Below are 24,306 nucleotides of genomic sequence, written 5' to 3' on the forward strand. Positions count from 1 at the left end.
TTCCCTACTTGTTCTATTGGAACAAATCAGATACATCGCATTCCCACAGAGGGGCTGGTTAAAACTCGATAACCGCCTCTAGGCAAGCAAGGGAGGCCATGCGATGGCGACGAATCTGAAGCTGGTAGAAAAGGAATCCTCGGTGGACCGTCAAAAAGCTCTTGAAGCTGCGCTGGCCCAGATCGATCGCGCCTTTGGCAAGGGATCGGCCATGAAGCTCGGCTCGAAAGAGACGATGAATGTCGAATCGATTTCAACCGGATCGCTTGGCCTCGACATTGCGCTGGGGATTGGCGGCCTGCCCAAGGGGCGCGTGATCGAGATTTATGGCCCTGAAAGTTCGGGCAAGACCACGCTGGCGCTGCATGTAATTGCCGAAGCGCAGAAGAACGGCGGCACCGCTGCTTTTGTTGACGCCGAGCATGCGCTTGACCCGGTCTATGCCAAGAAGCTGGGCGTCGATATCGACGAGTTGATCGTGTCGCAGCCCGATACCGGCGAGCAGGCGCTCGAGATTACCGATACGCTGGTGCGCTCGAACGCGATTGACGTGCTGGTGGTGGACTCTGTTGCTGCGCTGGTTCCGCGGGCGGAGATCGAAGGCGAGATGGGCGATTCGCATGTCGGCCTGCAGGCCCGCCTGATGTCGCAGTCGCTGCGCAAGCTGACCGGTTCGATCAATCGCAGCAAGTGCATGGTGATCTTCATCAACCAGCTGCGCATGAAGATCGGTGTGATGTATGGCAATCCCGAAACCACCACCGGCGGCAATGCGCTCAAGTTCTATGCTTCGGTCCGGCTCGATATCCGCCGCACCGGCCAGATCAAGGACCGCGACGAAGTTGTGGGCAACACCACCCGCGTCAAAGTGGTCAAGAACAAGGTGGCACCGCCCTTCAAGCAGGTCGAATTCGACATCATGTATGGCGAAGGCATTTCGAAGATCGGCGAAATTCTCGATCTTGGCGTCAAGGCCGGCATTGTCGAGAAGTCGGGTAGCTGGTTCTCCTATGACAGCATCCGCATCGGCCAGGGCCGCGAGAATGCAAAAACCTATCTCAAGGAAAACCCCGAGATTTGCGACAAGCTGGAAGCCGCCATCCGCGGCCGCACCGATGCTGTCGCCGAGGTGATGATGGCGGGCCCGGACGCGGAATCCGACGATTGATCCTCAAGCGGGCGCGCTGAACCCTGGCGGTTCATCGGGCGTGCCCGGAAAACCGGAAAGTCGGCGCTCGCTCATCTTCCGAGTTGGCGCCGACTTTTCGTTTCTGTTTCTGTGCCTGAATTGCAATGCTTTGCCTGACCCACCATGAGGGAACGAACTGATCTACGTGGCTGATCGGTTGGTGGAGGATTGAAAGTGACGAATTTCGACACGCAGGAATGGCAGGGCCGCGTCGGCAAGTCGTGGGCGGCGGAATGGCAACGTACCGATCGCAGCTTCGCTCCTTTGACTGCGGAGCTTCTGCGCCGAATCGAAGCGATCGATTTCTCTGCTGCGCTTGACATCGGCTGCGGTGCGGGGGAACTCGCAATTGCGGTTGCAAGGTCCATGTCAGCTTCACAAGTGCTGGGCGTCGATATTTCGCCGGACTTGATCGAGGCGGCGCGCGAACGATCAAGCGGAGTCGGCAATATACGGTTCGAACTGGCTGATGCGGCTGGCTGGAAACCCGCGCCGGATTTCGTGCCCGAACTGCTGTTTTCGCGCCACGGTGTGATGTTCTTCAGCGATCCGGTCAGCGCCTTCGCCAATTTGCGTCACCATGCGGTGCCGGGCGCACGGCTGCTGTTTTCATGCTTCCGATCCATTCAGGAAAACCCGTTTTTTGCCGCGATCGGCGAGTTGCTCGAAGGCGCGGCGCCTCCGCCTGACCCCACCGCTCCCGGCCCCTTTGCCTTTGCGGACGACGCACGGGTCCGCGCAATTCTGAACGAAGCCGGGTGGGAAGGAGTGACCTTCGATCGGTTCGATTTTCGGATGATCGCCGGTGCAGGCGATGATCCGGTCAGTGATGCGGTATCCTATTTTACCCGGATCGGGCCTGCGGCGCGCGCGATTGCGGCGATGGATGACAGTTTGCGCGCGTCCTTCAAGGAGCGGCTGCGCGAGTTTTCGCAACACCATCTTCACAAGGGAGAGGTCGGGCTTGCGGCCGGCGTGTGGATCGTTAGCGCCCGCAGCAATTGATTGTCGTAAGCGGCTTGTCGCCGCGCGTGTGATTGCCTAACTGCCCTCTATGATATCGACCAACGAAATCCGCCGCTCCTTTCTCGACTATTTCGCCTCGGCAGGACATGCCGAGATCGCGAGCGCGCCGCTTGTGCCCTACAACGATCCTACCCTGATGTTCGTCAATGCGGGGATGGTTCCGTTCAAGAATGCCTTTACCGGGCTTGAAACCCCGCCGGCTCCGCGGGCCACCAGTTCGCAGAAGTGCGTGCGCGCGGGCGGCAAGCACAATGATCTCGATAATGTCGGATATACCGCACGGCACCACACTTTCTTCGAGATGCTCGGCAATTTTTCCTTCGGCGACTATTTCAAGGAGCAGGCGATCCTGCACGCCTGGAACCTGCTGACCAGGGAATGGGGCCTGGCTCCGGAAAAGCTCACCGCCACGGTCTATCACACCGATGACGAGGCGTTCGATCTGTGGCGCAAGATTTCCGGCCTGCCTGAGGAACGCATCATCCGTATTCCCACCAGTGACAATTTCTGGTCGATGGGCGACACCGGGCCGTGCGGGCCATGCTCGGAAATCTTCTACGATCACGGCGAGCATATCTTCGGCGGCCCCCCGGGAAGCCCGGATGAGGACGGCGATCGTTTTGTCGAGATCTGGAACCTCGTGTTCATGCAGTTCGACCAGCAGGCGGACGGTTCGCGCAGCAATCTGCCGAAGCCTTCGATCGACACTGGCATGGGGCTGGAGCGGATCGCTGCGGTGATGCAGGGCGTGCATGACAATTACGATACCGACACGTTCAAGGCGCTGATCAGCGCCTCGGAAAACCTCACCGGGGTAAAGGCCGCAGGCGATCAGGCAGCCAGCCACCGCGTGATCGCCGATCACCTGCGGTCGACCAGCTTCCTGATGGCAGACGGCGTGCTGCCGTCCAACGAAGGGCGCGGCTATGTGCTGCGCCGGATCATGCGCCGTGCGATGCGCCATGCGCATCTTCTGGGCGCGTCGCAGCCGCTCATGCACCGCCTGGTGCCAGCGCTGGTCACCGAGATGGGCCAGGCCTATCCCGAGCTCGTGCGCGGCCAGGCATTGATCGAGGAAGTGCTCGAGCGTGAGGAAACCCAGTTTCGCAAGACGCTCGACAAGGGGCTGCGCCTGCTCGACGAGGCGACCGGCAGCATGGGCGAGGGCGGAGAACTCGAGGGCGAAACCGCCTTCAAGCTCTACGATACCTTCGGTTTCCCATACGATTTGACAGAAGACGCGCTGCGTTCGCGCGGCATCAGTGTTGACCGCGCCGGCTTCGATGCGGCGATGGCGCGCCAGAAGGCGGCGGCCCGCGCGGCGTGGAAGGGATCGGGCGATGCGGCCTCGGGCGAGGTCTGGTTCGACATTGCCGAGCGCGAAGGCGCGACCGAGTTTACCGGCTATACTGCCACCAGCGGCGAAGGGCGTGTCGTCGCATTGGTAAAGGACGGTGCCGAAGTGAATCGCGCGACTGCGGGCGATGAATTGGTGATCCTGACCAACCAAACGCCTTTTTATGGCGAAAGCGGCGGGCAGGCCGGCGATGCGGGCAGCATTTCGACTTCGGCGGGCCTGCGGGCGGATGTCGTTGACACTTCAAAACCGCTTGGCCGGTTGCACGTGCATCATGTCAGGATTGCCGCCGGTGAAGTCGCGGTTGGCGATACCGTCCACCTCGCAGTCGATGCTGCGCGGCGCGACCGGATTCGCGCCAACCACTCGGCCACCCATCTCGTCCATGCGGCGCTTCGCAACGCACTGGGCGCGCATGTGACGCAGAAGGGTTCGCTGGTGGCGGATGAGCGGTTCAGGTTCGATTTCTCTCACCCCAAGCCGCTGACAGCAGAGGAAATCGCAGCCGTAGAGGCCGAAGTGAATGCCGAGATTCGCGCGAATGAGCCGGTTTCGACCCGTTTGATGAGCCCCGATGATGCAGTGGAAGCGGGCGCGCTGGCGCTGTTTGGCGAGAAATATGGCGACGAGGTGCGCGTGCTGGCGATGGGCCGCGCGGGCGAGGGCGGGCGCAATTACTCGGTCGAACTGTGCGGCGGCACGCATGTGCGGGCAACCGGCGACATCGGCATTTTCCGTATCGTATCGGAAGGCGCGGTGAGTTCAGGCGTGCGCCGGATCGAAGCGCTTACCGGCGAGGCGGCGCGCAAATGGCTGGTCGACCGCGAGGAAGCGCTGAAGACTGCCGCAAGCGAAATTCGCGCGACCCCGGAAGAGGTGCCTGCCCGGCTTGCGGCTTTGCTGGCCGAACGCAAGGTGCTGGAAAAGGAACTGGCCGAAGCGAAAAAGGCGCTTGCGCTTGCGGGCGGCGGCTCGTCGGGCCCGGCACAAACAGCGGATGAGGAAATCGCCGGCGTCACCTTCAGCGGGCAAGTGCTCGACGGGCTCGACCCCAAGGAACTGCGGCCACTGCTCGATGAAGCCAAGCGCAGGCTTGGATCGGGCATTGCGGCAGCCGTGGCGGTGAATGACGGCAAGGCCGCCTTTGCCGTGGCAGTCACCGACGACCTGACCGAGCGTTTCAGCGCAGTCGACCTGGTGCGCGTGGGCGTCGAGGCGCTGGGCGGCAAGGGCGGCGGCGGGCGGGCCGACATGGCACAGGGCGGCGGGCCCGATGGCAGCAAGGCGCAGGAAGCGCTGGCAGCCGTGCGCGATGCGCTTGCCAAGGTCAGCGCCTAACCCTGCCAGGCTAACTTTCGAGCGTGCCGGTGCGCAGTTTGGGGCGATGGTCGAGTTCGCCATCCCGTTCCAGCTGCAAGCGGAATTCGTCACGCTTTTCGTGGATCGAGGCGATCACCGGGCCCATTGCCACGCCGATATCGACCAGCACGGCTTCCGACAATTGCAGTGTTGCCTCAAGCGTTTCGGGCACCGCATGGCTTGCCCCTGCGCGGTAAAGCTCGGCAGCGTGTTCGGGATCCCGCGCGCGGGCGACGATCAGCAAATCAGGATATTGGGCGCGAAGCTTTGCGACCAGCCTTTGCACCAGAACCGGCTCGTCCATTGTCAGCACAACTGCGGGCGCGGTTTCGATTCCAAGCCGCGACAAGGCATCTCCGCGCGCTGCATCGCCGAATATCGCACGATAGCCTTCCCGCTTGGCGCGTTCGATCATGTCTGAATCCGAATCAACCGCAACATAAGGCTTGCCATGCACGGTAAGCATATCTGCAATCAGCCGTCCTACCCGTCCGGCACCAACGATGATCGTGCGCGGCTCGTCCTTGTCATCCTCGGGCAGTTCCGGTGCAGGCTCGACCCGCCATGCGATCGACCGGCCGAGGCGAGCGAGCAACGGCGTGACCGTCAATCCGATGGCAGTCACTATCTGCCAGAACTGCGCGGTTTCAGCGTCGATCAACAGCGCCGAGCTGGCGGCGGCAAGTACGATCAGCGTGGTTTCGCTGGGGCTCGCCATCAGCACGCCGGTTTCTGCCGAAGTGCCGCGCCGCGCGCCCATCAGGCGCAACAATGTGCCCGTCACCAGTGCCTTGAACACCAGCACGCCCACCACCGCCATTGTGATCGAGCCAAGATTTTCCCAGATGGTGATCAGGTTGATGCTCATGCCAATCGTAATCAGGAACACGCCCAGCGCCAGGCCTTTGAATGGCTCCATGATGGATTCGACTTCGCCGTGATATTCGGTTTCGGCTATCAGCAGGCCCGCGATCAAGGCCCCGACAATTGGCGACAATCCGACTGCAGACGTGGCAAGGCTTGCGCCGATCACCACCAGTAGCGAGGCGGCCAGGAAGAGTTCGGGGCTCTTCGTGCGTGCAGCCTGCGCGAACAACCGGGGCAAGCCGATGCGGCCAAGCACCAACAGCACCAGCACAACCAGCCCCCCCTGCCACAATGTGTTGGCCATTCCTTCCCAGCCGGCGTCGGCCGCGTAGGGGGCCATCGCGCCCAGGATGAAGACGATCGGCACGATCATGATGTCTTCGAACAGAAGCATCGACAGCGCGGCGCGCCCGACCGGTGTTCTGGTTCCCGATATCGGCAGCACGATCGCAGTCGAGGAGAAGGCGAGCGCAAAACCCAGCGCCAGCGCCCCCGTCCAGGCCTGTCCGCCTGCCAGGCCCAGGAAGGCCGCCAGAGCGGTGCCGATGATCAGCAGTTCCAGCGCGCCCAGGCCGAACACCAGCTTGCGCAATTGCCACAACCGATTGAAGCTGAGCTCCAGCCCGATTGCGAACAGCAACAGGATGATCCCGAAATCGGCAAACGGCGTGAGGCGTCCGGAATCGGTGATCGTGATATATCTGAGCCAAGGTATCTCGGGCACCAGCGTGCCCAGCCCAAAGGGGCCAACCGCTATCCCGATCAGGATGAAGCCGATGATCGGCGTGATGCGGAAACGGGCGAAGACCGGGATCACGATCCCTGCGGCGCCCAGGATCACCAGCGCATCGGACAACATTGGAGAGGGAGCAAGTTCGCCAGCCATGGGGTATCTATAGCGCGCCCGTCGCTTCCGTCACCCGCTTTGCCGCTCTATCCCGCCGGTCTATCCCCCGCGCCCGCCATGCGGACCGGTTGACGGCTCTACCGAGTCGCCATCTTCGCCGATCCGCGGGCTCACCTGGCCCACGCGCTTGTCCCATTCGATACGGTAAAGATCGAAGCGGCGATCGGCGAGATTCTGCACTGTGCCTTCCGCCCGAGCCCAGCTGAGATCGGCGAGGTTCACGTCGCTGATCGTCAGCGTTTCTACATTTTCGCTTGCTTCGGCTGCGATCCCGTCGCGTGCAAAGGGGAAATCGCATGGGGTCAGGATGCAGCTTTGTGCATACTGGATGTCCATATTGGCGACATTGGGCAGATTGCCGACATTGCCCGAAAGCACGACAAAGCACTGGTTCTCGACCGCCCGGGCCGCAGCACAATAGCGCACCCGCATATATCCCTGGCGGTTGTCGGTGCAGAAGGGCACGAAGATGATCCGCGCGCCTTCATCAACCAGCCGCCGGGCGAGCTCGGGAAATTCGCAGTCATAGCAGATGAGCACGCCGATCGGCCCGCAATCGGTCGGGATCGCGTCGATACTGTCGCCGCCCTTGATGTTCCACCAATAGGCTTCATTGGGGGTGGGGTGGATCTTCTCCTGCGCGTGGATCGAACCGTCGCGCAGGCAAACATAGGCGACATTGTGGATGTCGCCATCATCCATCTGCGTCGGGTGCGACCCGCCGATAATGTTGATATTGTAGCCCAGCGCCATTTCGCTCAGCGCCTTGCGGATACGCGGGGTATAATGGCTCAGTGTTTCGACCGCCTCTTGCGGGCTCAGTACCTTTTCCTCCGCGCTCAGCAGCATCAGCGTGAACATTTCGGGAAAGACGATGAAGTCGGCTTCGTAATCCGCCGCTACGTCAACGAAATATTCGACATGTTTCATGAACTCGTCAAAGCCCGAAACCGCGCGCGCCTGTAGCTGGCAAGTGGCGATCCGAACGCTCTCGACGTCACGTGGCAGGCGATGCTTCCTCGGAGTGTCGCCATCGACATAGGGATTGCGCCAGACCATCCGCACGGCATTGGCTTTCGACTGCTTGTCTTCAGGCAGGTATTTTTCGAGTATACCTTGCGGTTCAAAGCCATTGGCCAGTTGGAAACGCAGGACAGGATCGTGGATCTTACCTTCGAGCACCATCTTGAGATATTCGCCGGGCGTGCGCGTGCGGTTGGTTTTGCGGCGCTGGGCGCGGGCAAATCCCGGCATTCGACCGCCGAAAACGATTCCATTCAGTTCCAGGCGTTCGGCCAGTGCGCGGCGTTCTTCGTAGAGCCGCCGCCCGATCCGTGTGCCGCGGACCTTGGGATCGACGCACATTTCATAGCCATACAGCCATTCGCCCTTGGCATTGTGGCGGCTGCCGAAGCCGTTGCCGGTCACTTCGTCCCAGCTGTGATCGGAAAAAGCGAGTTGCTGGCTGAGCCTCATTGAGGCGCAATAGCCCACCAGCTTGCCGTCAAGGCGTGCAATGAAGCAGCCCTCTGGGTAATTGTTAATCTGTCCGCGGATCTCGCCGTGCGTATAGGCGGGCAGGTCATGATAGGCGCGGCGCACAAGGTCCGCGATGGCACGAACGTCGGACAGTTCGGCCTGGCGAACTTCCAGGCGGGCTTTGCTTCGCGGCTGTGTCATATAAATCTTCTACCCGACCTTAAATAGAAAGGGCAGCCTTTCCGGTTTCGAATAGGCTGCCCTTAACTTGCGCTATGGCGTAGTTGCTGTTCCCAAGATCAGTTCCAGCCCTGCATTTCCTTTTCAAGGTTCTGCACGATCGCCTCGAAGAACTGCTCGGTGGTAAGCCAGCTCTGTTCCGGGCCGATCAGCAGCGCCAGATCTTTGGTCATCGCGCCGCTCTCGACGGTTTTGATGCAAACCCGCTCAAGCGTTTCGGCAAAGCGCACCACGTCGGGCGTGCCGTCGAACTTGCCGCGATACATCAGCCCGCGCGTCCAGGCGAAGATCGAGGCAATCGGATTGGTGCTGGTTGCCTTGCCTTGCTGGTGCTGGCGATAATGGCGGGTAACGGTGCCGTGCGCGGCTTCGGCTTCCACGGTCTTGCCATCAGGCGTCATGAGCACCGAAGTCATCAGCCCGAGCGAGCCAAAGCCCTGCGCCACGGTGTCGGACTGTACATCGCCGTCATAGTTCTTGCAGGCCCACACGAACTTGCCGCTCCACTTGAGTGCGCTGGCAACCATGTCGTCAATCAGGCGGTGTTCGTAGGTGATGCCTGCTTCCTTGAACTTTTCCGCGAAGCCTTCGTTGTCGAACACTTCCTGGAACAGATCCTTGAAGCGCCCGTCATAGGCTTTCAGGATGGTGTTCTTGGTGGAAAGGTAAACCGGCCAGCCAAGGTTCAAACCATAGTTGAAACTCGAGCGGGCGAAATCTCGGATCGAATTGTCAAGATTATACATCGCCATGGCGACGCCTGCGCTGGGGAAATCGAACACGTCGAGATCGATCTTGGTGCCGTCTTCACCGTCGAACACCAGGCGCAGCTTGCCGGGGCCGGGGATGAGCGTGTCGGTGGCCTTGTACTGGTCGCCGAAGGCATGGCGGCCGACCACGATCGGGTCGGTCCAGCCCGGCACCAGCCGCGGGACATTGTCGATCACGATCGGCTCACGGAACACCACCCCGCCCAGGATATTGCGGATCGTGCCGTTGGGGCTCTTCCACATTTTCTTGAGGCTGAATTCCTCGACCCGCTGTTCATCGGGGGTGATGGTCGCACACTTCACGCCCACGCCATATTGCTTGATCGCATTGGCGGCATCGATGGTGATCTGGTCATCGGTCTCGTCGCGTTTTTCGACGGAAAGGTCGTAATATTTCAGGTCGACGTCGAGATAGGGCAGGATCAGCCGCTCGCGGATCCACTGCCAGATGATGCGGGTCATTTCGTCGCCGTCGAGCTCGACAATCGGGTTTTTGACCTGGATTTTCTGCATGGTTGCCTGTTGCCTCTTATGGGGATGTTCGAATTTGCGAGGGCTTTAGCAGAGCAAGGCGCGCGTGCAAGGGAGGCGGGGCGCAATAAAAAACCCGCCGACTTGCGGCGGGTTTTCGATGGTGGGCGTAGCTGGGATTGAACCAGCGACCCCTACGATGTCAACATAGTGCTCTACCACTGAGCTATACGCCCGCACCATCGCAATGCCGTTCCAGGAACGGGGGAGAGGCCCCTTAGCTTGAGCCTCGCGCCCGATCAAGCGATTCGGGAATATTCAAATGGAAGCTTCGCGCTGGTCTTCAAAAATCCGTTCCACTTCCAGCACGAGATCGCGCAGGTGGAACGGCTTGGAGAGTATCCTTGCGTGGGGTTGTTCACGGCTGGCCTTCAGCGAAACCGCGGCAAACCCGGTAATGAACATAACCTTGGTGCGCGGCGCGATTTCCGCGCAGCGTTGGGCCAATTCGATCCCGTCCATTTCCGGCATCACGATATCGGAAAGCAGGAGATCAAAGTGCTGTTCCTGCAAGAAAGGTACCGCAGCCGTGCCGCGATCGACCGCGACCACTTCATATCCTGCCTTGGTTAGCGCGCGCTCCAGATAGGTGCGCATGGCTTCCTCGTCCTCTGCCAACAGGATGCGCAAGGAATTTTGTGCTGTCATCCGCCCCAGTTAGCACGAAGCACTTAAGAAACCTTTTTCACCCTCCCTGTTCTGACTGTCCCTGCGGTGCGCCGCATGGTTTTGGGCTTTGACAGGAGTTCCGCGAGCATGCAGCAATGCTGCATGGTTAACCACAAGGTCGAATCATCCCATATCCGGCTGGAACCGGGCGGCTTCATCAACGGGCTGGACGATCGGCCGGCGTTCTCGCTGACGGCACCGAAATCGCTGCCTATTCCTGTCCTGATCACGGTTCCGCATGCCGGGCGTGACTATCCCTCATCGTTACTGGCGCAAATGCGCGACCCTGATTTCGCCTGCCTCAGGCTGGAAGATCGCTATATCGACGAGGTTGCGCAGGCGATTGCCGATGCGACCGGGGCAACGCTGATTATCGCGCATGCGCCGCGGGCAATGCTGGATCTCAATCGTGCGCGCGATGACGTCGATTGGGAAATGATCGCAGGATCCAAACCCCACCCGGTGCGCCATTCGCAGGCCAATCGCCGTGCTCGCAGCGGGTTGGGGCTGGTGCCTCGACGATTGCCGGGCTTTGGCGAGATCTGGCGGGAAAAACTGCAACACGAAGAGCTTGCCCGGCGGATCGAGGGGATTCATCAACCCTATCACGCTGCGACTTCGCGTGAACTTCAGAGAATCCGTGACGAGTGGGGCGCTGCGCTGCTGATCGACCTTCATTCGATGCCGCCCCTGCGCGTTTCGAACGACCGGCCCGAGCCGGTGCAGTTTGTCATCGGGGATCGTTTTGGCACGGCATGCGATGGGGCGCTGGTTACTCGCGGCTGCCAGTATCTGGAAAGCAGGGGCAAGGGGCCAGCGCTTAACCGGCCTTATGCTGGCGGGTTTGTGCTGGATACCCATTCCGCCCCGCCATTGGGCATCCATGCCTTGCAGCTCGAAGTGTGTCGCTCGATCTATCTTGACGCGCGGCTTGAGCGGCCAACCGCGCGAATAGCGCCGCTGGCAAGGTTGCTGGCCGGCCTGGTGCGCGATCTGGGCGAGGCAACCGCGCGCATGGGGCACGGCGGAGATATGCGGCAGGCGGCTGAATAGCGCCGCTGTGACATCAATTTCCTGATAACAAATAAAAAACCACCTCGTGCAAGCGCACGAGGTGGCCAAGGTTCAGGGAGGATGCACCTGAAAAGGTGCAAAATCCGGGCAGGCAATGAGGGAAGCCTACCCGAACACTTGCAATCTAGGAGCTAGTGCGAAGGCTTTCAAGGGCCTGGCACAGCGCCGCTGGATGCGCCGTCAGCTGACCGCGTCGATCGATTCAGTGCCGGCATTGGGCAACGGAACCCGGCCCTGTTGCAATTGCCGGCCGAAGATAACCCGCATCAGGTTGAGCGAGAAGAGATGCGCGTGGATGAGCAGCAGCGCACCGCCCTTGTTGAGCTCTTCAAGCGTTGCAGCCGGAAGCTCGCGCAGCTTGTTTTCGTCAACCATCATGAAACCACGATAGATGAACGGCTTGTCAGGATCTTCATTGCGGGTGATGGCGATTTCGCCATCCATCAGCAGTTGGTGCTTTTTCAACTCGTCCATGAATGCCCGTGTCCGCATCCCCGATTCTTCGAACGACTGGCAGAAATCTAGCACGCCCTTGGTGTATTCAGTGGGCTGGCCGTCAGCCGTGAACACCTCGTTACCCTCGGCAAATTCGCCGACCACGCCCGCGCTCGGGTCAAAGCACAGCGACAGCTCTTCGCTATCCGGGCGCAACTTGGCGAGCATAAAAGGATATCGCCTCGTGTAGGCAGGAAGGTAGACATTCTCGGAGATCTTGCCGTCCTCGCCCACAAAGGTGTTCACACCTTCGTTGAGACCCATCAGCGCCAGCGGAACCGGATTTTCACCGGCACTGAAAACGATCGGGAAGTGACGTTGCGTGTCGATGAACTCATCCACTGTAACAGGGACGGCATGTGTTTGGCCGATAAAGGCGGCGGTTTCGAACTGTGTGACCTTCCAGCCCTTGTGGTCACGGCTGTTGAGCGGCATCAAGTCCTTGTAGAACAGTGGCAGTTGGGGTTGCGGCGCGCTGGCCATTGAAATTCTCCAAAATGGCAATCTGAATAATGAAACGGCCTCGCTGGACAGCCAGCGGGCCGAGCGACGGGCGCTTTAGGGCTTAGTGCCTGAAGAGGCAAGCGGCAGGAGCTTTCCGGGATTGAGCAATCCCATGGGATCGAGCGCTTGTTTGATGCTGCGCATGATTGACAGTACGGCAGGGTCGGCCAGGCGCCCCAGTTCGTCACGTTTCATTCGCCCGATCCCGTGTTCAGCACTGATCGATCCGCCATATTCGGTTACCAGGTCATGCACATGCCGACTGATGGACTGGCCTTCTGCTTGTTCCCATTCGCCGCGCACCACGCCTGGTGGCGCAAGCACATGGAAATGCACATTGCCGTCCCCCAGATGCCCGAAGGCCACACCGGTTACGCCGGGAAACCGCGTTTCTACATCGGGAATAGCTGCCTCGATAAAATCGGGCATGCTTTCCACCGGCACTGAAATGTCGTGCTGCATTGCGGGGCCGATCGCGCGCTCCGCCGGAGCGATCGCATCCCGCAGCTGCCAGAACTGTTCGGCCTGGGTTTCGCTCGTGGCAATCGCGGCATCGCGCACAAGGCCGGCGTCCAGCGCCTGAACCAGCGTAGCCTCCACCTTTTCACGCAGGGCATGGGCTTGCGCTGGCGATGCCACCAACTCGACCAGCGCGTTCCAGGGGTATGGTTCGGCCAGCGGGGCACGGGCATCTGGCAGGTAGGCAAGCACGCTGTCGAGACAATGTGCGGGCACCACTTCGAAGCCTTCCAGTTCCTCGGGCATTTCATCGGCGAAATGCAGCAGCAGGCGGCGCGCGTCACCGATCGAGCCCAGGCCAACCCATGCTACAACCCGTTCTCCGATCGCTGGAAGCAGGCGCAGGGTTGCTGCGGTCACGATCCCCAACGTCCCTTCGGAACCGATCAGCAACTGCTTGAGGTCGAAGCCGCGATTGTCCTTCTTGAGCACGGTAAGCCCGTCAAATATCTGCCCGTCAGCCAGGACCGCCTCGATCCCCAGCACTTGCGCGCGCATCGTGCCATGGCGCAGCACCTGGGTTCCGCCGGCATTGGTCGAAACCAATCCGCCGATGGTGGCCGAACCCTTGCCGCCCAGCGTCAGCGGGAAGCGCAGGTCGTGCCGTTCGGCTTCCTCATGCAGCGTCTGCAGGATTACGCCGGCCTCGCACACTGCCTGCCTGGCAGAAGCATCCAGCTTGCGTATTCTGTTCATCCGCCGCAGCGACAACAGGACCGAATCTCCGCTCTCATCGGGCGTTGCCCCGCCTGACATGCCGCTGTTTCCGCCTTGCGGGACAATCGGCACGCGATATTCGTTGCACAGCTTCACGAATGCGCCAACCTCCTCGCGCGATGCGGGTGAGGCCAGGCCCAGCGCCCTGCCATGATAACGCCCGCGCCAGTCAGTAAGCCAGGGTTCAAGCAGTTCGGGGTCACAGGTGAAGCCGCCGGGCCCCAGCAGGTCGGCCGCGCGGCGGGCAAATTGATCGGGCGAAGTCATGGCTGTGCCTATGCCATAGTGCTGCCGGAAATAGCCAGCATTTGCGCGCTGAGGAAAATGGATTAAGCCTCCATTCAAGCCGACATGCTAGATCGGCATGGTCTTGGCTACTCAGGGGTCCTGATCCTACACACAATGCCCAGCCTGCTCGCCTATTTCGCGCCACTTGCGCTATTGCTGCCTTTCGGGGCTGTGGAAGAGGCTCATTCGCCTGTTCTGCAGGACTCGGCCAGGTTCGGCCCGGACGAGGCCGAAATGTCGGTACAGCGCTCTGCCGCGGCGCGAAACATGCTGGTCGGTGAATGGGCTGTGCAGCGCGACAGTGCGTACCAGGTCAGGATTGAGCGGCGGATAACGGTCCGCGTCGTTCCGCGAAGCAGCGCCCCGCGCCAAAGCCTGATGGCTGAAATTCCCCGGCCACCACAACCCACCCGTTTTGAAGAACGCAAAATGGGCAAATGCCTGGCGATCGACGATATCACAGGTGTCCAAACCGGCAGTGGTGACCGGCTGGTGTTGTTCCTGCGTGACCGCAGGATGGTCAGTGCGCGGCTGGAGAAAGCCTGCCGCGCGCGTGATTTCTATTCCGGTTTTTATCTCGAGCGAAACGAGGACGGCAAGATCTGTGTCGATCGCGACAAATTGCTGTCGCGCGCCGGTGCGAATTGCGAGCTTGATCGGTTGCGCGAACTGGTGCCTGCTGCAGATTGAATCCAGCGCCGATAACGCTTGATTTCTTGACTTTGAGCCGGTTTTCGGCAACAGGCGCGGCGTGCGCGGCGCAGTAAAGCGCGGCCGCTCAATTACCGGCGCCTTTTTGGCGCCCATTATCCGGAAAACAATCTACGCATGACATTCGCCGATCTCGGCCTTTCTCCTGAATTGCTCAAGGTGGTTGAAGCTGCCGGGTATACGGAGCCGACTCCAATCCAGGCAGAGGCTATCCCTGCCGTGCTGATGATGAAAGATCTGATCGGGATCGCACAGACCGGCACAGGCAAGACCGCCAGTTTCGTGCTTCCCATGATCGATATTCTTGCGAGCGGGCGCCGGCGCGCGCTGATGCCGCGCTCGCTTATTCTTGAGCCTACCCGCGAGCTTGCCGCCCAGGTGGCGGAAAACTTCGTCAAATACGGCGAAAACCATGATCTCAAGATGGCACTGCTCATTGGCGGCGTGCAGATGGGTGATCAGCTCAAGGCGCTGTCCGACGGGGTTGATGTGCTGATCGCCACGCCGGGGCGGTTGATGGACCTGTTCGAGCGCGGCAAGATCCTGCTCAGTGGTTGCGAGCTGCTGGTCATCGACGAAGCGGACCGGATGCTGGATATGGGCTTTATTCCCGACATCGAGTTCATTTGCTCCAAACTTCCCGAAACGCGCCAGACCATGCTGTTTTCGGCAACCATGCCGCCGCCGATCGCAAAGCTTGCAAAGACGTTCCTCAATAACCCGAAACGGATCGAGGTCAGCCGCGCGGCGTCGACCAATGTAAACATCACCGCATTCAAGGTTCCGGTTAAGTCGCGGCAAAAGCGCGATACGCTCCGGTGGCTGCTACAGAACGACCACGTCGAGACTGCGATCATCTTTGCCAATCGCAAAACCACCGTGCGCGAGGTAAACAAGTATCTGCAGCAAAGCGGATTTTCCAGCAGCGAAATCCATGGCGACATGGACCAGTCCTCGCGGATCAAGGAGCTTGAAAGGTTCAAGTCGGGTGATGTGAACATTCTCGTCGCCAGCGACGTTGCGGCGCGCGGGCTGGACGTCAAAGGTGTCTCCCACGTCTTCAACTATGACACGCCGTGGCATCCAGACGATTACGTTCACCGCATTGGTCGCACTGGCCGTGCAGGGGCTTTGGGCCGTGCGTTCACCTTCGTTTCCGAAGAGGATGCCGAAGCCATCGCGAATGTCGAAAAACTGACCGGCAACAAGATCAAGGTGTTTGGCAAGGAAGATGTGCGGGTAGAGCTCAAGGCTGCGGCAGACGAAGCCAAGCCTGACGTGCAGCAGCGCGCGAAACCCGAGCAGCGCGAAGACAAGCCTCGCGAAGACAAACCTCGCGAGAATGAGCCACGCAATGCCGAGGCGCGCGAGGAGCGCCCCAAAAAGCGCCCCAGGAAAGAGGCTCGCGAAAAGCCCGCCAGAGTTGAAAAGCCCAGGGCGTCGCGCAAGCCCCGCGATGAAGACGATCAAGCCGTTCCCGCCGGGGAATGGAATGGCCCGCGCCCGGGTTTCCTTGATGTGGGGCTGGGCTAGCCCGAATTGCCCCGGGCGGCGGATTTGGGTTAATCCGCCGCGCTCACAAAGCTGTCGATCACGCGCTTGGTGCCGCTGTGCTCGAACTGGATTTCCAGCCTGTTGCCTTCCTGGTCGGTAACGGTGCCATAGCCGAATTTCTCGTGGAACACGCGCTGGCCAATAGCGATGTCGCTGCGCGGCTTGGCGGCGAAGCTGGCGGCAGAGCGGGTGTTTTCGCGCACGCGCACCTGTTTCGTCTCATAACCAGTTGAAATCGCGCGTTGCCAGCCGGGCCCTCTGTGCGACGATCGTTCGGGCCGGTCGCGGCTGACATGCGCGAAGGGATCCTCGCTCTCGGTCCAGTTGGCACGCCACAGGGATGCGCCGCCGGTTAGCGTCGTTTCCTGCTCGAAATGTTCCTGAGGCAGTTCCTCGATAAAGCGGCTTGGGATGCTGCTGGTCCATTGCCCGTATATCCGGCGGTTGGCGGCATGCAGGATGGTGCAGCGCCGCCGCGCACGGGTGATCGCGACATAGGCCAGGCGGCGCTCCTCCTCGAGGCTCGCCAATCCGCCCTCATCGAGCGCGCGCTGTGATGGGAACACGCCTTCTTCCCAGCCGGGCAGGAAGACATGATCGAACTCAAGCCCCTTCGCCGCATGCATGGTCATGATGGTGACCTTCTCGCCATCATCGGCGGCGTCATTGTCCATCACCAGTGATACGTGCTCGAGGAAATCGCCCAATGTTTCATATTCTTCCAACGCGCGGGCGAGTTCGGAGAGGTTTTCGATCCTTCCCTTGGCCTCGGCAGTCTTCTCGGCATCCAGCATGGCGGAATAGCCCGATTCATCGAGTACCATGCGCAGCAATTCGGCCGGGGTGACCTGCTCAGACTGTTCGCGCCAGTGGAGGAACTGGCGCAGCAGGGCGCCGATGGTGTTCGCGGCGCGGGCGGGGAGTTCGTCGCTGTCCGCCAGCTGGAGCGAGGCGGCTGCAAGCGGCATGCCGGTGCGCCGCGCATGGAGGTGCATCTTTTCGAGTGTCTTCGCGCCAAGCCCGCGCTTGGGCTGGTTGTAGATCCGCTCGAAGGCGAGATCGTCCTGCGGCTGGGCGATCACCCGCAGATAGGCCAGTGCATCGCGGATTTCGGCGCGCTCATAGAAGCGGAATCCACCGACAATCCGGTAATTGAGGCCGATCTGGATAAAGCGGTCTTCGAATTCTCGCGTCTGGTATTGCGCGCGCACCAGGATCGCCACCCGGTCTAACGCAGCGCCTTCACGCTCGAGCCGCTCGATTTCCTCCCCCACGCGGCGCGCTTCTTCGGGCGCATCCCACACGCCAATCACGCGCAGCTTTTCGCCATGGTCATGCTCGGTCCACAGCGTCTTGTCGTGCCGCTCGCTATTCGCTGCGATCAGGCCCGACGCAGCGCCAAGGATATGCGGGGTAGAGCGATAGTTCTGCTCCAGCTTGACCACCTTGGCGCCCGGGAAATCCTTCTCGAACTTGAGGATATTGGCGACTTCCGCCCCGCGCCAGGAATAGATCGACTGGTCGTCATCACCCACAACGCAGATATTCCTGTGCGCCTGCGCCAGCAGCCGCAGCCACAGGTACTGGACGGCATTGGTGTCCTGATATTCGTCAACCAGGATATATTTGAAGCGCTGCTGGTATTCCTCCAGCACTTCGCGGTGCGTGCGGAAGATGTTGAGCATGTGCAGCATCAAATCCCCGAAATCGCAGGCGTTCAATGCTTTCAGCCGGTCCTGATAGAGCTGGTAGAACTGCTTGCCGCGGCCATTGGCGTAGCTTTCGTTTTCCACCGCATCGAGATCGCCGGGACCCAGCCCGCGGTTTTTCCAGCGATCGATCAAGCTGGCGAGCTGGCGCGCGGGCCAGCGCTTCTCGTCAAGGTCGTTCTGCTGAATCAACTGCTTGAGCAGGCGCAATTGGTCGTCAGGGTCGATGATGGTGTAATTGCTTTCCAGCCCCACCAGTTCGGCGTGGCGGCGCAGCATCTTGGCGCAGACCGAGTGGAAAGTGCCCAGCCATGGCATGCCCTCGACCGCTTGCCCCAGATGCCGACCCACACGCTCGCGCATTTCGCGCGCCGCCCGGTTGGTGAAAGTGACGCACAGGATCTGGCTGGGCCAGGCGCGGTGGGTGGCGACAAGATGCGCCAATCGCGCGGTGAGGGCGGCAGTCTTGCCAGTGCCCGCACCGGCCAGCATCAGCACCGGGCCTTCGGTCGTTAGCACGGCCTCGCGCTGCGGCGGGTTAAGCTGCGCGGCATAGGGCGGGACACCGGCGTCGCCAACATAGGCGGGAAGGGGGTTTCGCTCACTCATGGCAGAAGTGAACAGGTAGGGAACACAGGCTTGCGACGCAAGCGCGATATCGGCCCCTGTCGAGTTTTCGGAACCCTGAGCGGGTGACGGTCATTAATTGAATGGGGCAAACCCGAACAGGAGAATGGACAATGAAAACCCTGATTGCCGCCTCCGCCATCACGGTCGCTGCTGTGTTTCATGCGGCGCCGGCGCTGGCCGATCATCACGAAGAGAAGAAACCTGTCATTCTTGAAACGAACGAGAAGGGCCAGGCGACAAAAATCATGCTTGGCGACAAGACATACGCAGTGTGCATGAATGACACGCAAGACAGCTGCATCAACCCGCGAGCGGCAGGCCTCAAGTGGGGCAACCGCCCGCTAGCTTACTGGCCTGGCAAGCCTGCCAGCCAGATCGATAGACCGCTGCCCCCCAAAAAGCCCGAGTAGGGCTGGCAATTCAAATCAGCCAATAGTGCGATAGTGCCGTGTGGTACTTTCGCAAAGGTTGAGCCTTACCGTGCGCAGATCACCCAATTCATTTAGTCAGCCTCTGAAGCTAGGCGAAGCAGATGGAGCCTGGCCTTTCCGACGCGTCGATCTGCGTCATGAGCAAATCCCTTGAGCTCGACAGATTCCTTGTCCGAAGTTTCGACAGCAACCCAGGTCGCGGGGCCGATCCAGCCGAGCCGCAGCAGCCGGTCCAGCGCCACCGCAGCAGCGCCGGTGCGATAGGGCGGATCGAGCAGGATCAGATCATAGGGCTCCTTTGCCGAGCCAAGCGACATGACAGAGCCATGCTGCACCGCGCCGCGCTCGCGGGCGTCCAGCGCGAGGACATTGGCGCGGATGGCATCGACAGCGGGCTTGTCCTGTTCAACAAACAGGCAATGCGCCGCGCCGCGCGAAAGCGCCTCCAGCCCCAGCGCCCCCGAGCCGGCGAACAGATCGGCAACGCGCAGTCCTGCAAAGCTGCCCAGCCTGCTGGCGAGCATATTGAACAGCGTTTCGCGGGTACGATCAGCCGTTGGTCGCGTCGCGTCTCCCCGCGGTGCGATCAATTTTCGCCCGCGCCAATCCCCTGCAATGATTCTCATTGGCCGGATGTGCGCTTCATCTGGCTGCGAAAGCGCCCTAGTTCGTGGCTGCGGATCTCGCGCGCCGCGCCGCGCGGCAGGTCTTCCAGCTCGAACGGACCATAGGCGGTGCGAATCAAGCGGCTGACTTGTAGCCCGAGATGTTCGAGCACCCGGCGCACTTCACGGTTCTTGCCTTCGGTTATGGTCAGTTCGACCCACTGGTTGCGCCCGGTGCTCCGCTCCAGATTGGCATCGATGTTGCCGTAATTGATGCCGTCGATTGTGATCCCTTCGATCAGCTCTTCAAGCTGCTCCTGCGTCACATCACCGAAGGTGCGGGCCCGATACGTGCGCGGGATGCCCGAAGAAGGTAGCTCCATCTGACGCTTGAGCTCGCCGTCATTGGTCAGCAGCAGCAGCCCCTCGGTATTGAGATCGAGCCGACCGATCGGCATTAGCCGCGGGGTTTTCTTCGGCAGGGCATTGCGCAATGCAGTGTAGATCGTGGGGCGCCCCTTGGGGTCGCTTTCGGCCGTAATCAGGCCGGTCGGCTTGTGGAACGCAAACAGCCGCGTAGGCTCGGGCGGCGCAACCGGCTTGCCATCAACCGTCACGCCCGTGAGATCCTTCAGGATCGTAGCCGGCGTTTCAAGGATCAATCCGTCGATCGCGATACGCCCATCGGCGATCATGCGTTCGACCTCGCGGCGGCTGGCAACGCCGGCGCGTGCGAGCAATTTTGCAATACGTTCGCCTTCGGGGCGTGGTTCCGACTTCATCATCCGCCGAGTAGGCGTTCAATTGGCTGCGCGCAACGCCTCATCGACGATCTGGTGGAAACGGTCGATGCCGCCTTCCAGTGTGCCCAGGGTAAGATGGTCTATTGCGCCGGTTTCAAGGCCTTGCTGGCCCAGCTCGGCGGCGCGGAAGTCTTCGCTTGCGAAAACGCCGCCATCGAGCAGCGCCCAGCTGCGTTCCCAATGGCCGCGTGCCCTATCACCTTCCGGGCCGGTGGCGGGCGCCTCGGGGATGAGCATGAAATCCTCGACCAGCGTCAAATCATGCGCCTGCGGCATCAGCACCATGACGTTGAGATAATCGGGGCTGGGGATGATCACCGTGGCCGGAAGCAACTGGTAGGCGAAAGTCACAACCCTGCGCAGCGCGGCCATATCGGTGAGGTCGACACCTTCCATTTCTTCGAGCCTGCCAACAGCGCTGCGCTGGTGCGGGCCGATCTGGTCGCCGCTGGTCACCCCGTCCTTGAAAAACGGGCCGATGGTCTGCGCGTGCAGGCGGGTGACATGGTAACTTTCCAGGAAAGCATCCATGATCAGCTTCCAGTTACCCTTCACCGTGTGAAGCTTGCGCCGGAACAGCACGAGGTCGCGCGTGCCGAAAGTGTCCATGTCCGCCCCCAACTCGCGTGCATGGGCAAAATCGGCATCCTCAACGGGTGAGAACCAGATCAGCCCGCCCGCCTCACAGCTGGGCAGTTCGACCAGGCCGAATTCGCCCTTGTCCATGCCCGGGAAAGTCTCCGGCCGGGGCAGCGCGAGCAGTTTGCCATCAAGGCGATAGGTCCAGGCGTGATAGGGGCATACCAGCCGTTTGGCGCATTGCACCTCCTCGCCTTCGACCAGCCGCGTTCCGCGGTGGCGGCAGACATTTAGGAAGACGTGTACTTCGCCATCGCCATCGCGCGTGATCAGCAGCGCTCGCCCGGTCGCATCATGCGGCAAAGCCATGCCCGGTTCGGGAAGCACCGCACTGGGGCAGAGCACCTGCGGCAGCCGATCGAACAGCGCGGCTTTCTCGCGCTTCCAGTGATCGGGATCGGTATAAACGCTGGCAGGAACGCGGGTGATGCCGCTTTCCGCGCGCTGCTCGCCGCGTTCGATCGCTCTGGCCAAGGCCAATTGACCCTCGGTCGGGCGCAAAGGTGGTGATTTCGTGTCGGCCTCGTTCATCGGGGCGTTCCTATCTCTCTTCTCCGCGTTTAGTGTCGCATAAATTGGTGAAATCAGGAAGGACGCTAGGGAATGGGTGAGGTATTCGGGCAAACCGTCCCGGCCACGCGCCGGAACATGTGGGACTCGATCAAGCCCTACCTCGAGAAAGAGTCGCTCGCGGCGTTCTTCCTCGGCGTCTCATCGGGGTTTCCCTTCGCTTTGCTGGCAGCAACGCTGACCACGCGGCTGGCGCAGGACGGGATCGAGAAATCGACCATTACTGCCTTCACGCTGGCCTTTCTGGTCTACAATCTCAAGTTCCTTTGGGCCTGGGTCATCGACGGGGTGCGTATTCCCGTGCTGGGCCGGCTGGGGCAGCGCGTTTCGTGGATGATTGTGGTGGGCCTGTTGGTGATGGCGGCAACGGTCAATATGGCGCTGGCCGATCCCAAGGGGGACATTGTGTGGACGGCGACCAGCGCGGTGATCCTGGGTGTGGCGGGAGCGACTTTCGATATCGTGATCGATGCCTACCGGATCGAGACATTGAAACCTTATCAGCTCGGCACCGGATCGGGCATGAGCCAGTATGGCTGGCGCATCGGGGCAGCAGGTGCAGGCGCGCTCGCGCTTGTCGTCGCGGCGCGATACGGCTGGAGCGCGGCCTATATCGCCTGTGCGATCTTTGCTCTCCCAGCCATCCTGACAGCGCTAATCATGGGTGAGCCGCCGCGTCACAGGGAACCCGGTGAACGCAAGGGCATGGCCGAAATGTGGCATTCGGTGGCGGGACCTTTCGCTGAATTCTTCCGTCGCAATGGCGCCTGGATGGTCTTGCTGTTCATCCTGGTCCACAAGATTGGCGATACGCTGGCCAATCTTACCTTCCGCCTGCTTTTTGACGATCTCGGCTACAGCAACGACGAAATCGCGATTTACGATGTTGGGGTAGGCTTCTGGGCGCTGATCATCGGCGTATTCGTGGGCGGGATCATCTATGCGCGGATGGGCCTCAAGCGTTCGGTGCTGATCGCGCTGATCCTGATGGCGGTCTCGAACGTCAGCTTTGCAGCACTAGCTGCTGCGGGCCAATCGAACATCGGCATGGCGGCGGCAATCGGGTTCGAGAATTTCGCCAGCGGCTATGGCGGCGTGGTGGTGGTGGCTTATTTCTCGGCGCTATGCGACTTGCGCTTCACTGCGACGCAATATGCGCTGATATCTGCGAGTGCGAGTATCGTTGGTAGGTTGCTCACCGGCACCACGGCGGGCGCGCTGATCGAATGGATGGGCTATGTGAATTTCTACCTGCTCACCACGGTGCTAGCGCTGCCGGGCATTGCCCTGTTCTGGTGGATGATGCGAACAGGGCTGGTCGATGCAGCAATGGGCACCGCCGGCACCGAAGAACGCTAGCCCGGCATCTCACCATTGAGCCGCAACACCTCGCCCGCGAGGTAGAGCGAGCCTGCGATCAGCACCGGCAGTCCGTCATCGGGCAGCGCGGCGAGCGCGGCGGGCACATCGGGTGCCGGTTTTGCCTTTGGTCCGAAGGCCTCGGGCGGGTGGCAATCATGCGCCGGCACAGGCACTGCCGTGATACTGGCAAGCGAGGCGGCGAGCGGCCTTGTCAGCGCCGCCGGGTCCTTGCCTTCGATCATCCCGATCACAAGGTGCAGTTTCTGTCCTGCGAAATGCGCGCCCAGCATCGCGCCAGCCGAGGGATTGTGCCCGCCGTCGAGCCACACCGCCCTGGCATCTGGGCGTGCACCGGCAAGCGGGCCGGGTGCGAGCATGTGCAACCGTGCGGGCCAGCGGGCCTGCATCAATCCGCTAGCAATCGCCTCGGCGGACACCGGCAGCGCGTTCTGCGCGCGCAGCATGGCCACCGCCAGCCCCGCATTGGCGCGCTGGTGCGGGCCGGGCAGGGCGAGCGGAAGGTCGGGTGCGGGCGCGGCCATGATCACGGGCGCGCTCACCCGTTCCGCCACAGTCCGAATGGTGGCCATTTCCAGTTCCGGCTGGGCGATGGTCACCAACGGCACGCCCGGCTTCGCGATGCCTGCCTTCTCGAAGGCGATCCGCGCCATCGGCTCCGGCGGGGTGCCGTCCTCAGGCGCGAGCAGGAAGCGTTCATGGTCGATGCCCAGCGCCGCGATCCCGCAAGCGGCAAGCACCTCTGGCTCCAGTACATTGGTTGCATCGAACCGCCCGCCCAGGCCGACCTCGACGACGCAGGCATCGGCAGGCGAACGGCTGAAGGCGAGAAAAGCGGCAGCGATGGTCACTTCGAAGAAACTCGGAGCCAAATCCTCGCCGACATCGAGCACTTCCTTCAGAAGCGCCGCCAGCGCCTTGTCCGAAATCAATTCTCCGGCGATGCGAATACGCTCGTTGTAGCGCACCAGATGCGGGCTCGTAGTGACGTGGACCTTGTATCCCTCGGCCTCCAGCATCGCGCGCAGAAAGGCGCAGACCGACCCCTTGCCATTGGTCCCTGCGACATGGAACACCGGCGGCAGGCGTTTGTGCGGATTGCCTAGCTGCGCCATCATTGCCCGGATCGTATCCAACCCCAGCCGCCCCTGCGGCAGGCTGAGCGCGGCGAGCCGGTCAAGCTGCGCCTGGACGCCGGGATGATCGGATCTGCCGAAGTCTTTCAAGCCAGCCTCGTCATTGCGAGCGGCGAAGCCACGCGGCAATCCATGGCTCGAGATTGC

General features: G+C 61.3%; 19 protein-coding genes and 1 tRNA gene. 8 read left to right on the forward strand and 12 right to left on the reverse strand.

Annotated features, from left to right (window positions below; genetic code table 11):
* Positions 1-103 precede the first annotated feature (103 nt).
* The 3 genes from recA to alaS all read left to right on the forward strand — a co-directional run bounded on the left by recA (position 104) and on the right by alaS (position 4,910).
* Entirely contained in the window at positions 104-1,168 is a 1,065-nt protein-coding gene (recA, locus tag ACX2DJ_RS11800; RefSeq protein WP_462572851.1) for a recombinase RecA, read from the forward strand.
* Between the two features lie 195 nt (positions 1,169-1,363).
* The gene (locus tag ACX2DJ_RS11805) at positions 1,364-2,194 is read left to right on the forward strand and encodes a class I SAM-dependent methyltransferase (protein WP_462572853.1); all 831 of its coding nucleotides are present in this window, start codon (positions 1,364-1,366) and stop codon (positions 2,192-2,194) included.
* 49 nt (positions 2,195-2,243) lie between these two features.
* A complete protein-coding gene (alaS, locus tag ACX2DJ_RS11810) occupies positions 2,244-4,910 on the forward strand; it encodes an alanine--tRNA ligase (protein WP_462572854.1) in 2,667 nt (888 codons plus the stop codon).
* Positions 4,911-4,920: 10 nt separating this feature from the next.
* Here the strand turns inward: alaS and ACX2DJ_RS11815 are convergent, their stop codons facing one another.
* The 5 genes from ACX2DJ_RS11815 to cpdR form a co-directional block, all read right to left on the reverse strand.
* Positions 4,921-6,684: a cation:proton antiporter domain-containing protein gene (locus ACX2DJ_RS11815; protein ID WP_462572855.1), complete on the reverse strand. Its 1,764-nt coding sequence runs from the start codon at positions 6,682-6,684 to the stop codon at positions 4,921-4,923.
* A 60-nt stretch (positions 6,685-6,744) separates the two neighbouring features.
* Positions 6,745-8,385: a GNAT family N-acetyltransferase gene (locus ACX2DJ_RS11820; protein ID WP_462572856.1), complete on the reverse strand. Its 1,641-nt coding sequence runs from the start codon at positions 8,383-8,385 to the stop codon at positions 6,745-6,747.
* A gap of 98 nt (positions 8,386-8,483) precedes the next feature.
* Complete coding sequence (locus tag ACX2DJ_RS11825) at positions 8,484-9,707, reverse strand: NADP-dependent isocitrate dehydrogenase (RefSeq protein WP_462572857.1); 1,224 nt, start codon at positions 9,705-9,707, stop codon at positions 8,484-8,486.
* A gap of 119 nt (positions 9,708-9,826) precedes the next feature.
* Positions 9,827-9,901 (reverse strand) — tRNA-Val (locus ACX2DJ_RS11830).
* 82 nt (positions 9,902-9,983) lie between these two features.
* Positions 9,984-10,373, reverse strand: coding sequence for a cell cycle two-component system response regulator CpdR (gene cpdR, locus ACX2DJ_RS11835; RefSeq protein ID WP_462572858.1), 390 nt, complete (start codon positions 10,371-10,373; stop codon positions 9,984-9,986).
* 123 nt (positions 10,374-10,496) lie between these two features.
* Here cpdR and ACX2DJ_RS11840 point away from each other — a divergent pair, with 123 nt between their 5' ends.
* Complete coding sequence (locus ACX2DJ_RS11840) at positions 10,497-11,447, forward strand: N-formylglutamate amidohydrolase (protein WP_462572859.1); 951 nt, start codon at positions 10,497-10,499, stop codon at positions 11,445-11,447.
* A 201-nt stretch (positions 11,448-11,648) separates the two neighbouring features.
* Here ACX2DJ_RS11840 and ACX2DJ_RS11845 read toward each other — a convergent pair whose 3' ends face one another.
* Both ACX2DJ_RS11845 and ACX2DJ_RS11850 read right to left on the reverse strand, forming a co-directional pair.
* Entirely contained in the window at positions 11,649-12,446 is a 798-nt protein-coding gene (locus tag ACX2DJ_RS11845; RefSeq protein ID WP_462572860.1) for a SapC family protein, read from the reverse strand.
* A gap of 75 nt (positions 12,447-12,521) precedes the next feature.
* Positions 12,522-13,970 carry an FAD-binding oxidoreductase gene (locus ACX2DJ_RS11850; RefSeq protein ID WP_462572861.1) on the reverse strand — a complete coding sequence of 483 codons (1,449 nt, stop codon included), beginning with the start codon at positions 13,968-13,970 and terminating at the stop codon, positions 12,522-12,524.
* Between the two features lie 135 nt (positions 13,971-14,105).
* On the opposite strand from ACX2DJ_RS11850, the gene ACX2DJ_RS11855 reads away from it, so the two are divergent.
* Together ACX2DJ_RS11855 and ACX2DJ_RS11860 are read left to right on the forward strand one after the other, a co-directional pair.
* Positions 14,106-14,681 (forward strand): hypothetical protein, encoded by a 576-nt coding sequence (locus ACX2DJ_RS11855; RefSeq protein ID WP_462572862.1) that lies wholly within the window; start codon positions 14,106-14,108, stop codon positions 14,679-14,681.
* Between the two features lie 138 nt (positions 14,682-14,819).
* Positions 14,820-16,235, forward strand: coding sequence for a DEAD/DEAH box helicase (locus tag ACX2DJ_RS11860; RefSeq protein ID WP_462572863.1), 1,416 nt, complete (start codon positions 14,820-14,822; stop codon positions 16,233-16,235).
* A 29-nt stretch (positions 16,236-16,264) separates the two neighbouring features.
* Here the strand turns inward: ACX2DJ_RS11860 and ACX2DJ_RS11865 are convergent, their stop codons facing one another.
* Complete coding sequence (locus ACX2DJ_RS11865; RefSeq protein WP_462572865.1) at positions 16,265-18,574, reverse strand: ATP-dependent helicase; 2,310 nt, start codon at positions 18,572-18,574, stop codon at positions 16,265-16,267.
* Between the two features lie 131 nt (positions 18,575-18,705).
* Here ACX2DJ_RS11865 and ACX2DJ_RS11870 point away from each other — a divergent pair, with 131 nt between their 5' ends.
* Complete coding sequence (locus ACX2DJ_RS11870; protein ID WP_462572867.1) at positions 18,706-19,005, forward strand: hypothetical protein; 300 nt, start codon at positions 18,706-18,708, stop codon at positions 19,003-19,005.
* Positions 19,006-19,097: 92 nt separating this feature from the next.
* Here ACX2DJ_RS11870 and rsmD read toward each other — a convergent pair whose 3' ends face one another.
* The 3 genes from rsmD to ACX2DJ_RS11885 are packed head-to-tail and all read right to left on the reverse strand — an operon-like array spanning position 19,098 to position 21,604.
* Positions 19,098-19,652, reverse strand: a complete 555-nt coding sequence (gene rsmD / locus ACX2DJ_RS11875; protein ID WP_462572868.1) for a 16S rRNA (guanine(966)-N(2))-methyltransferase RsmD — start codon at positions 19,650-19,652, stop codon at positions 19,098-19,100.
* Positions 19,649-20,413, reverse strand: coding sequence for a pseudouridine synthase (locus tag ACX2DJ_RS11880; RefSeq protein ID WP_462572869.1), 765 nt, complete (start codon positions 20,411-20,413; stop codon positions 19,649-19,651). Before ACX2DJ_RS11880 ends, rsmD begins: the two co-directional genes overlap by 4 nt.
* An 18-nt stretch (positions 20,414-20,431) precedes the next feature.
* Positions 20,432-21,604 carry an aromatic ring-hydroxylating oxygenase subunit alpha gene (locus ACX2DJ_RS11885; protein ID WP_462572870.1) on the reverse strand — a complete coding sequence of 391 codons (1,173 nt, stop codon included), beginning with the start codon at positions 21,602-21,604 and terminating at the stop codon, positions 20,432-20,434.
* 72 nt (positions 21,605-21,676) lie between these two features.
* Here ACX2DJ_RS11885 and ACX2DJ_RS11890 point away from each other — a divergent pair, with 72 nt between their 5' ends.
* Complete coding sequence (locus tag ACX2DJ_RS11890) at positions 21,677-23,002, forward strand: AmpG family muropeptide MFS transporter (RefSeq protein WP_462572871.1); 1,326 nt, start codon at positions 21,677-21,679, stop codon at positions 23,000-23,002.
* Here the strand turns inward: ACX2DJ_RS11890 and ACX2DJ_RS11895 are convergent.
* Positions 22,999-24,249 carry a bifunctional folylpolyglutamate synthase/dihydrofolate synthase gene (locus tag ACX2DJ_RS11895; RefSeq protein ID WP_462572872.1) on the reverse strand — a complete coding sequence of 417 codons (1,251 nt, stop codon included), beginning with the start codon at positions 24,247-24,249 and terminating at the stop codon, positions 22,999-23,001. The two genes, ACX2DJ_RS11890 and ACX2DJ_RS11895, sit on opposite strands and share 4 nt — an antisense overlap.
* Positions 24,250-24,306: the final 57 nt, after the last annotated feature.

This window comes from Altererythrobacter chaiwopuensis (genome assembly GCF_054957755.1).

Coding starts and splice junctions, on each gene's coding strand:
- recA (WP_462572851.1), top strand. CDS start 104: ATGGCGACGAATCTGAAGCTGGTAGAAAAGGAATCCTCGGTGGACCGT.
- alaS (WP_462572854.1), top strand. CDS start 2,244: ATGATATCGACCAACGAAATCCGCCGCTCCTTTCTCGACTATTTCGCC.
- ACX2DJ_RS11815 (WP_462572855.1), bottom strand. CDS start 6,684: ATGGCTGGCGAACTTGCTCCCTCTCCAATGTTGTCCGATGCGCTGGTG.
- ACX2DJ_RS11820 (WP_462572856.1), bottom strand. CDS start 8,385: ATGACACAGCCGCGAAGCAAAGCCCGCCTGGAAGTTCGCCAGGCCGAA.
- ACX2DJ_RS11825 (WP_462572857.1), bottom strand. CDS start 9,707: ATGCAGAAAATCCAGGTCAAAAACCCGATTGTCGAGCTCGACGGCGAC.
- cpdR (WP_462572858.1), bottom strand. CDS start 10,373: ATGACAGCACAAAATTCCTTGCGCATCCTGTTGGCAGAGGACGAGGAA.
- ACX2DJ_RS11840 (WP_462572859.1), top strand. CDS start 10,497: ATGGTTAACCACAAGGTCGAATCATCCCATATCCGGCTGGAACCGGGC.
- ACX2DJ_RS11845 (WP_462572860.1), bottom strand. CDS start 12,446: ATGGCCAGCGCGCCGCAACCCCAACTGCCACTGTTCTACAAGGACTTG.
- ACX2DJ_RS11850 (WP_462572861.1), bottom strand. CDS start 13,970: ATGACTTCGCCCGATCAATTTGCCCGCCGCGCGGCCGACCTGCTGGGG.
- ACX2DJ_RS11855 (WP_462572862.1), top strand. CDS start 14,106: ATGCCCAGCCTGCTCGCCTATTTCGCGCCACTTGCGCTATTGCTGCCT.
- ACX2DJ_RS11860 (WP_462572863.1), top strand. CDS start 14,820: ATGACATTCGCCGATCTCGGCCTTTCTCCTGAATTGCTCAAGGTGGTT.
- ACX2DJ_RS11865 (WP_462572865.1), bottom strand. CDS start 18,574: ATGAGTGAGCGAAACCCCCTTCCCGCCTATGTTGGCGACGCCGGTGTC.
- ACX2DJ_RS11870 (WP_462572867.1), top strand. CDS start 18,706: ATGAAAACCCTGATTGCCGCCTCCGCCATCACGGTCGCTGCTGTGTTT.
- rsmD (WP_462572868.1), bottom strand. CDS start 19,652: ATGAGAATCATTGCAGGGGATTGGCGCGGGCGAAAATTGATCGCACCG.
- ACX2DJ_RS11880 (WP_462572869.1), bottom strand. CDS start 20,413: ATGAAGTCGGAACCACGCCCCGAAGGCGAACGTATTGCAAAATTGCTC.
- ACX2DJ_RS11885 (WP_462572870.1), bottom strand. CDS start 21,604: ATGAACGAGGCCGACACGAAATCACCACCTTTGCGCCCGACCGAGGGT.
- ACX2DJ_RS11890 (WP_462572871.1), top strand. CDS start 21,677: ATGGGTGAGGTATTCGGGCAAACCGTCCCGGCCACGCGCCGGAACATG.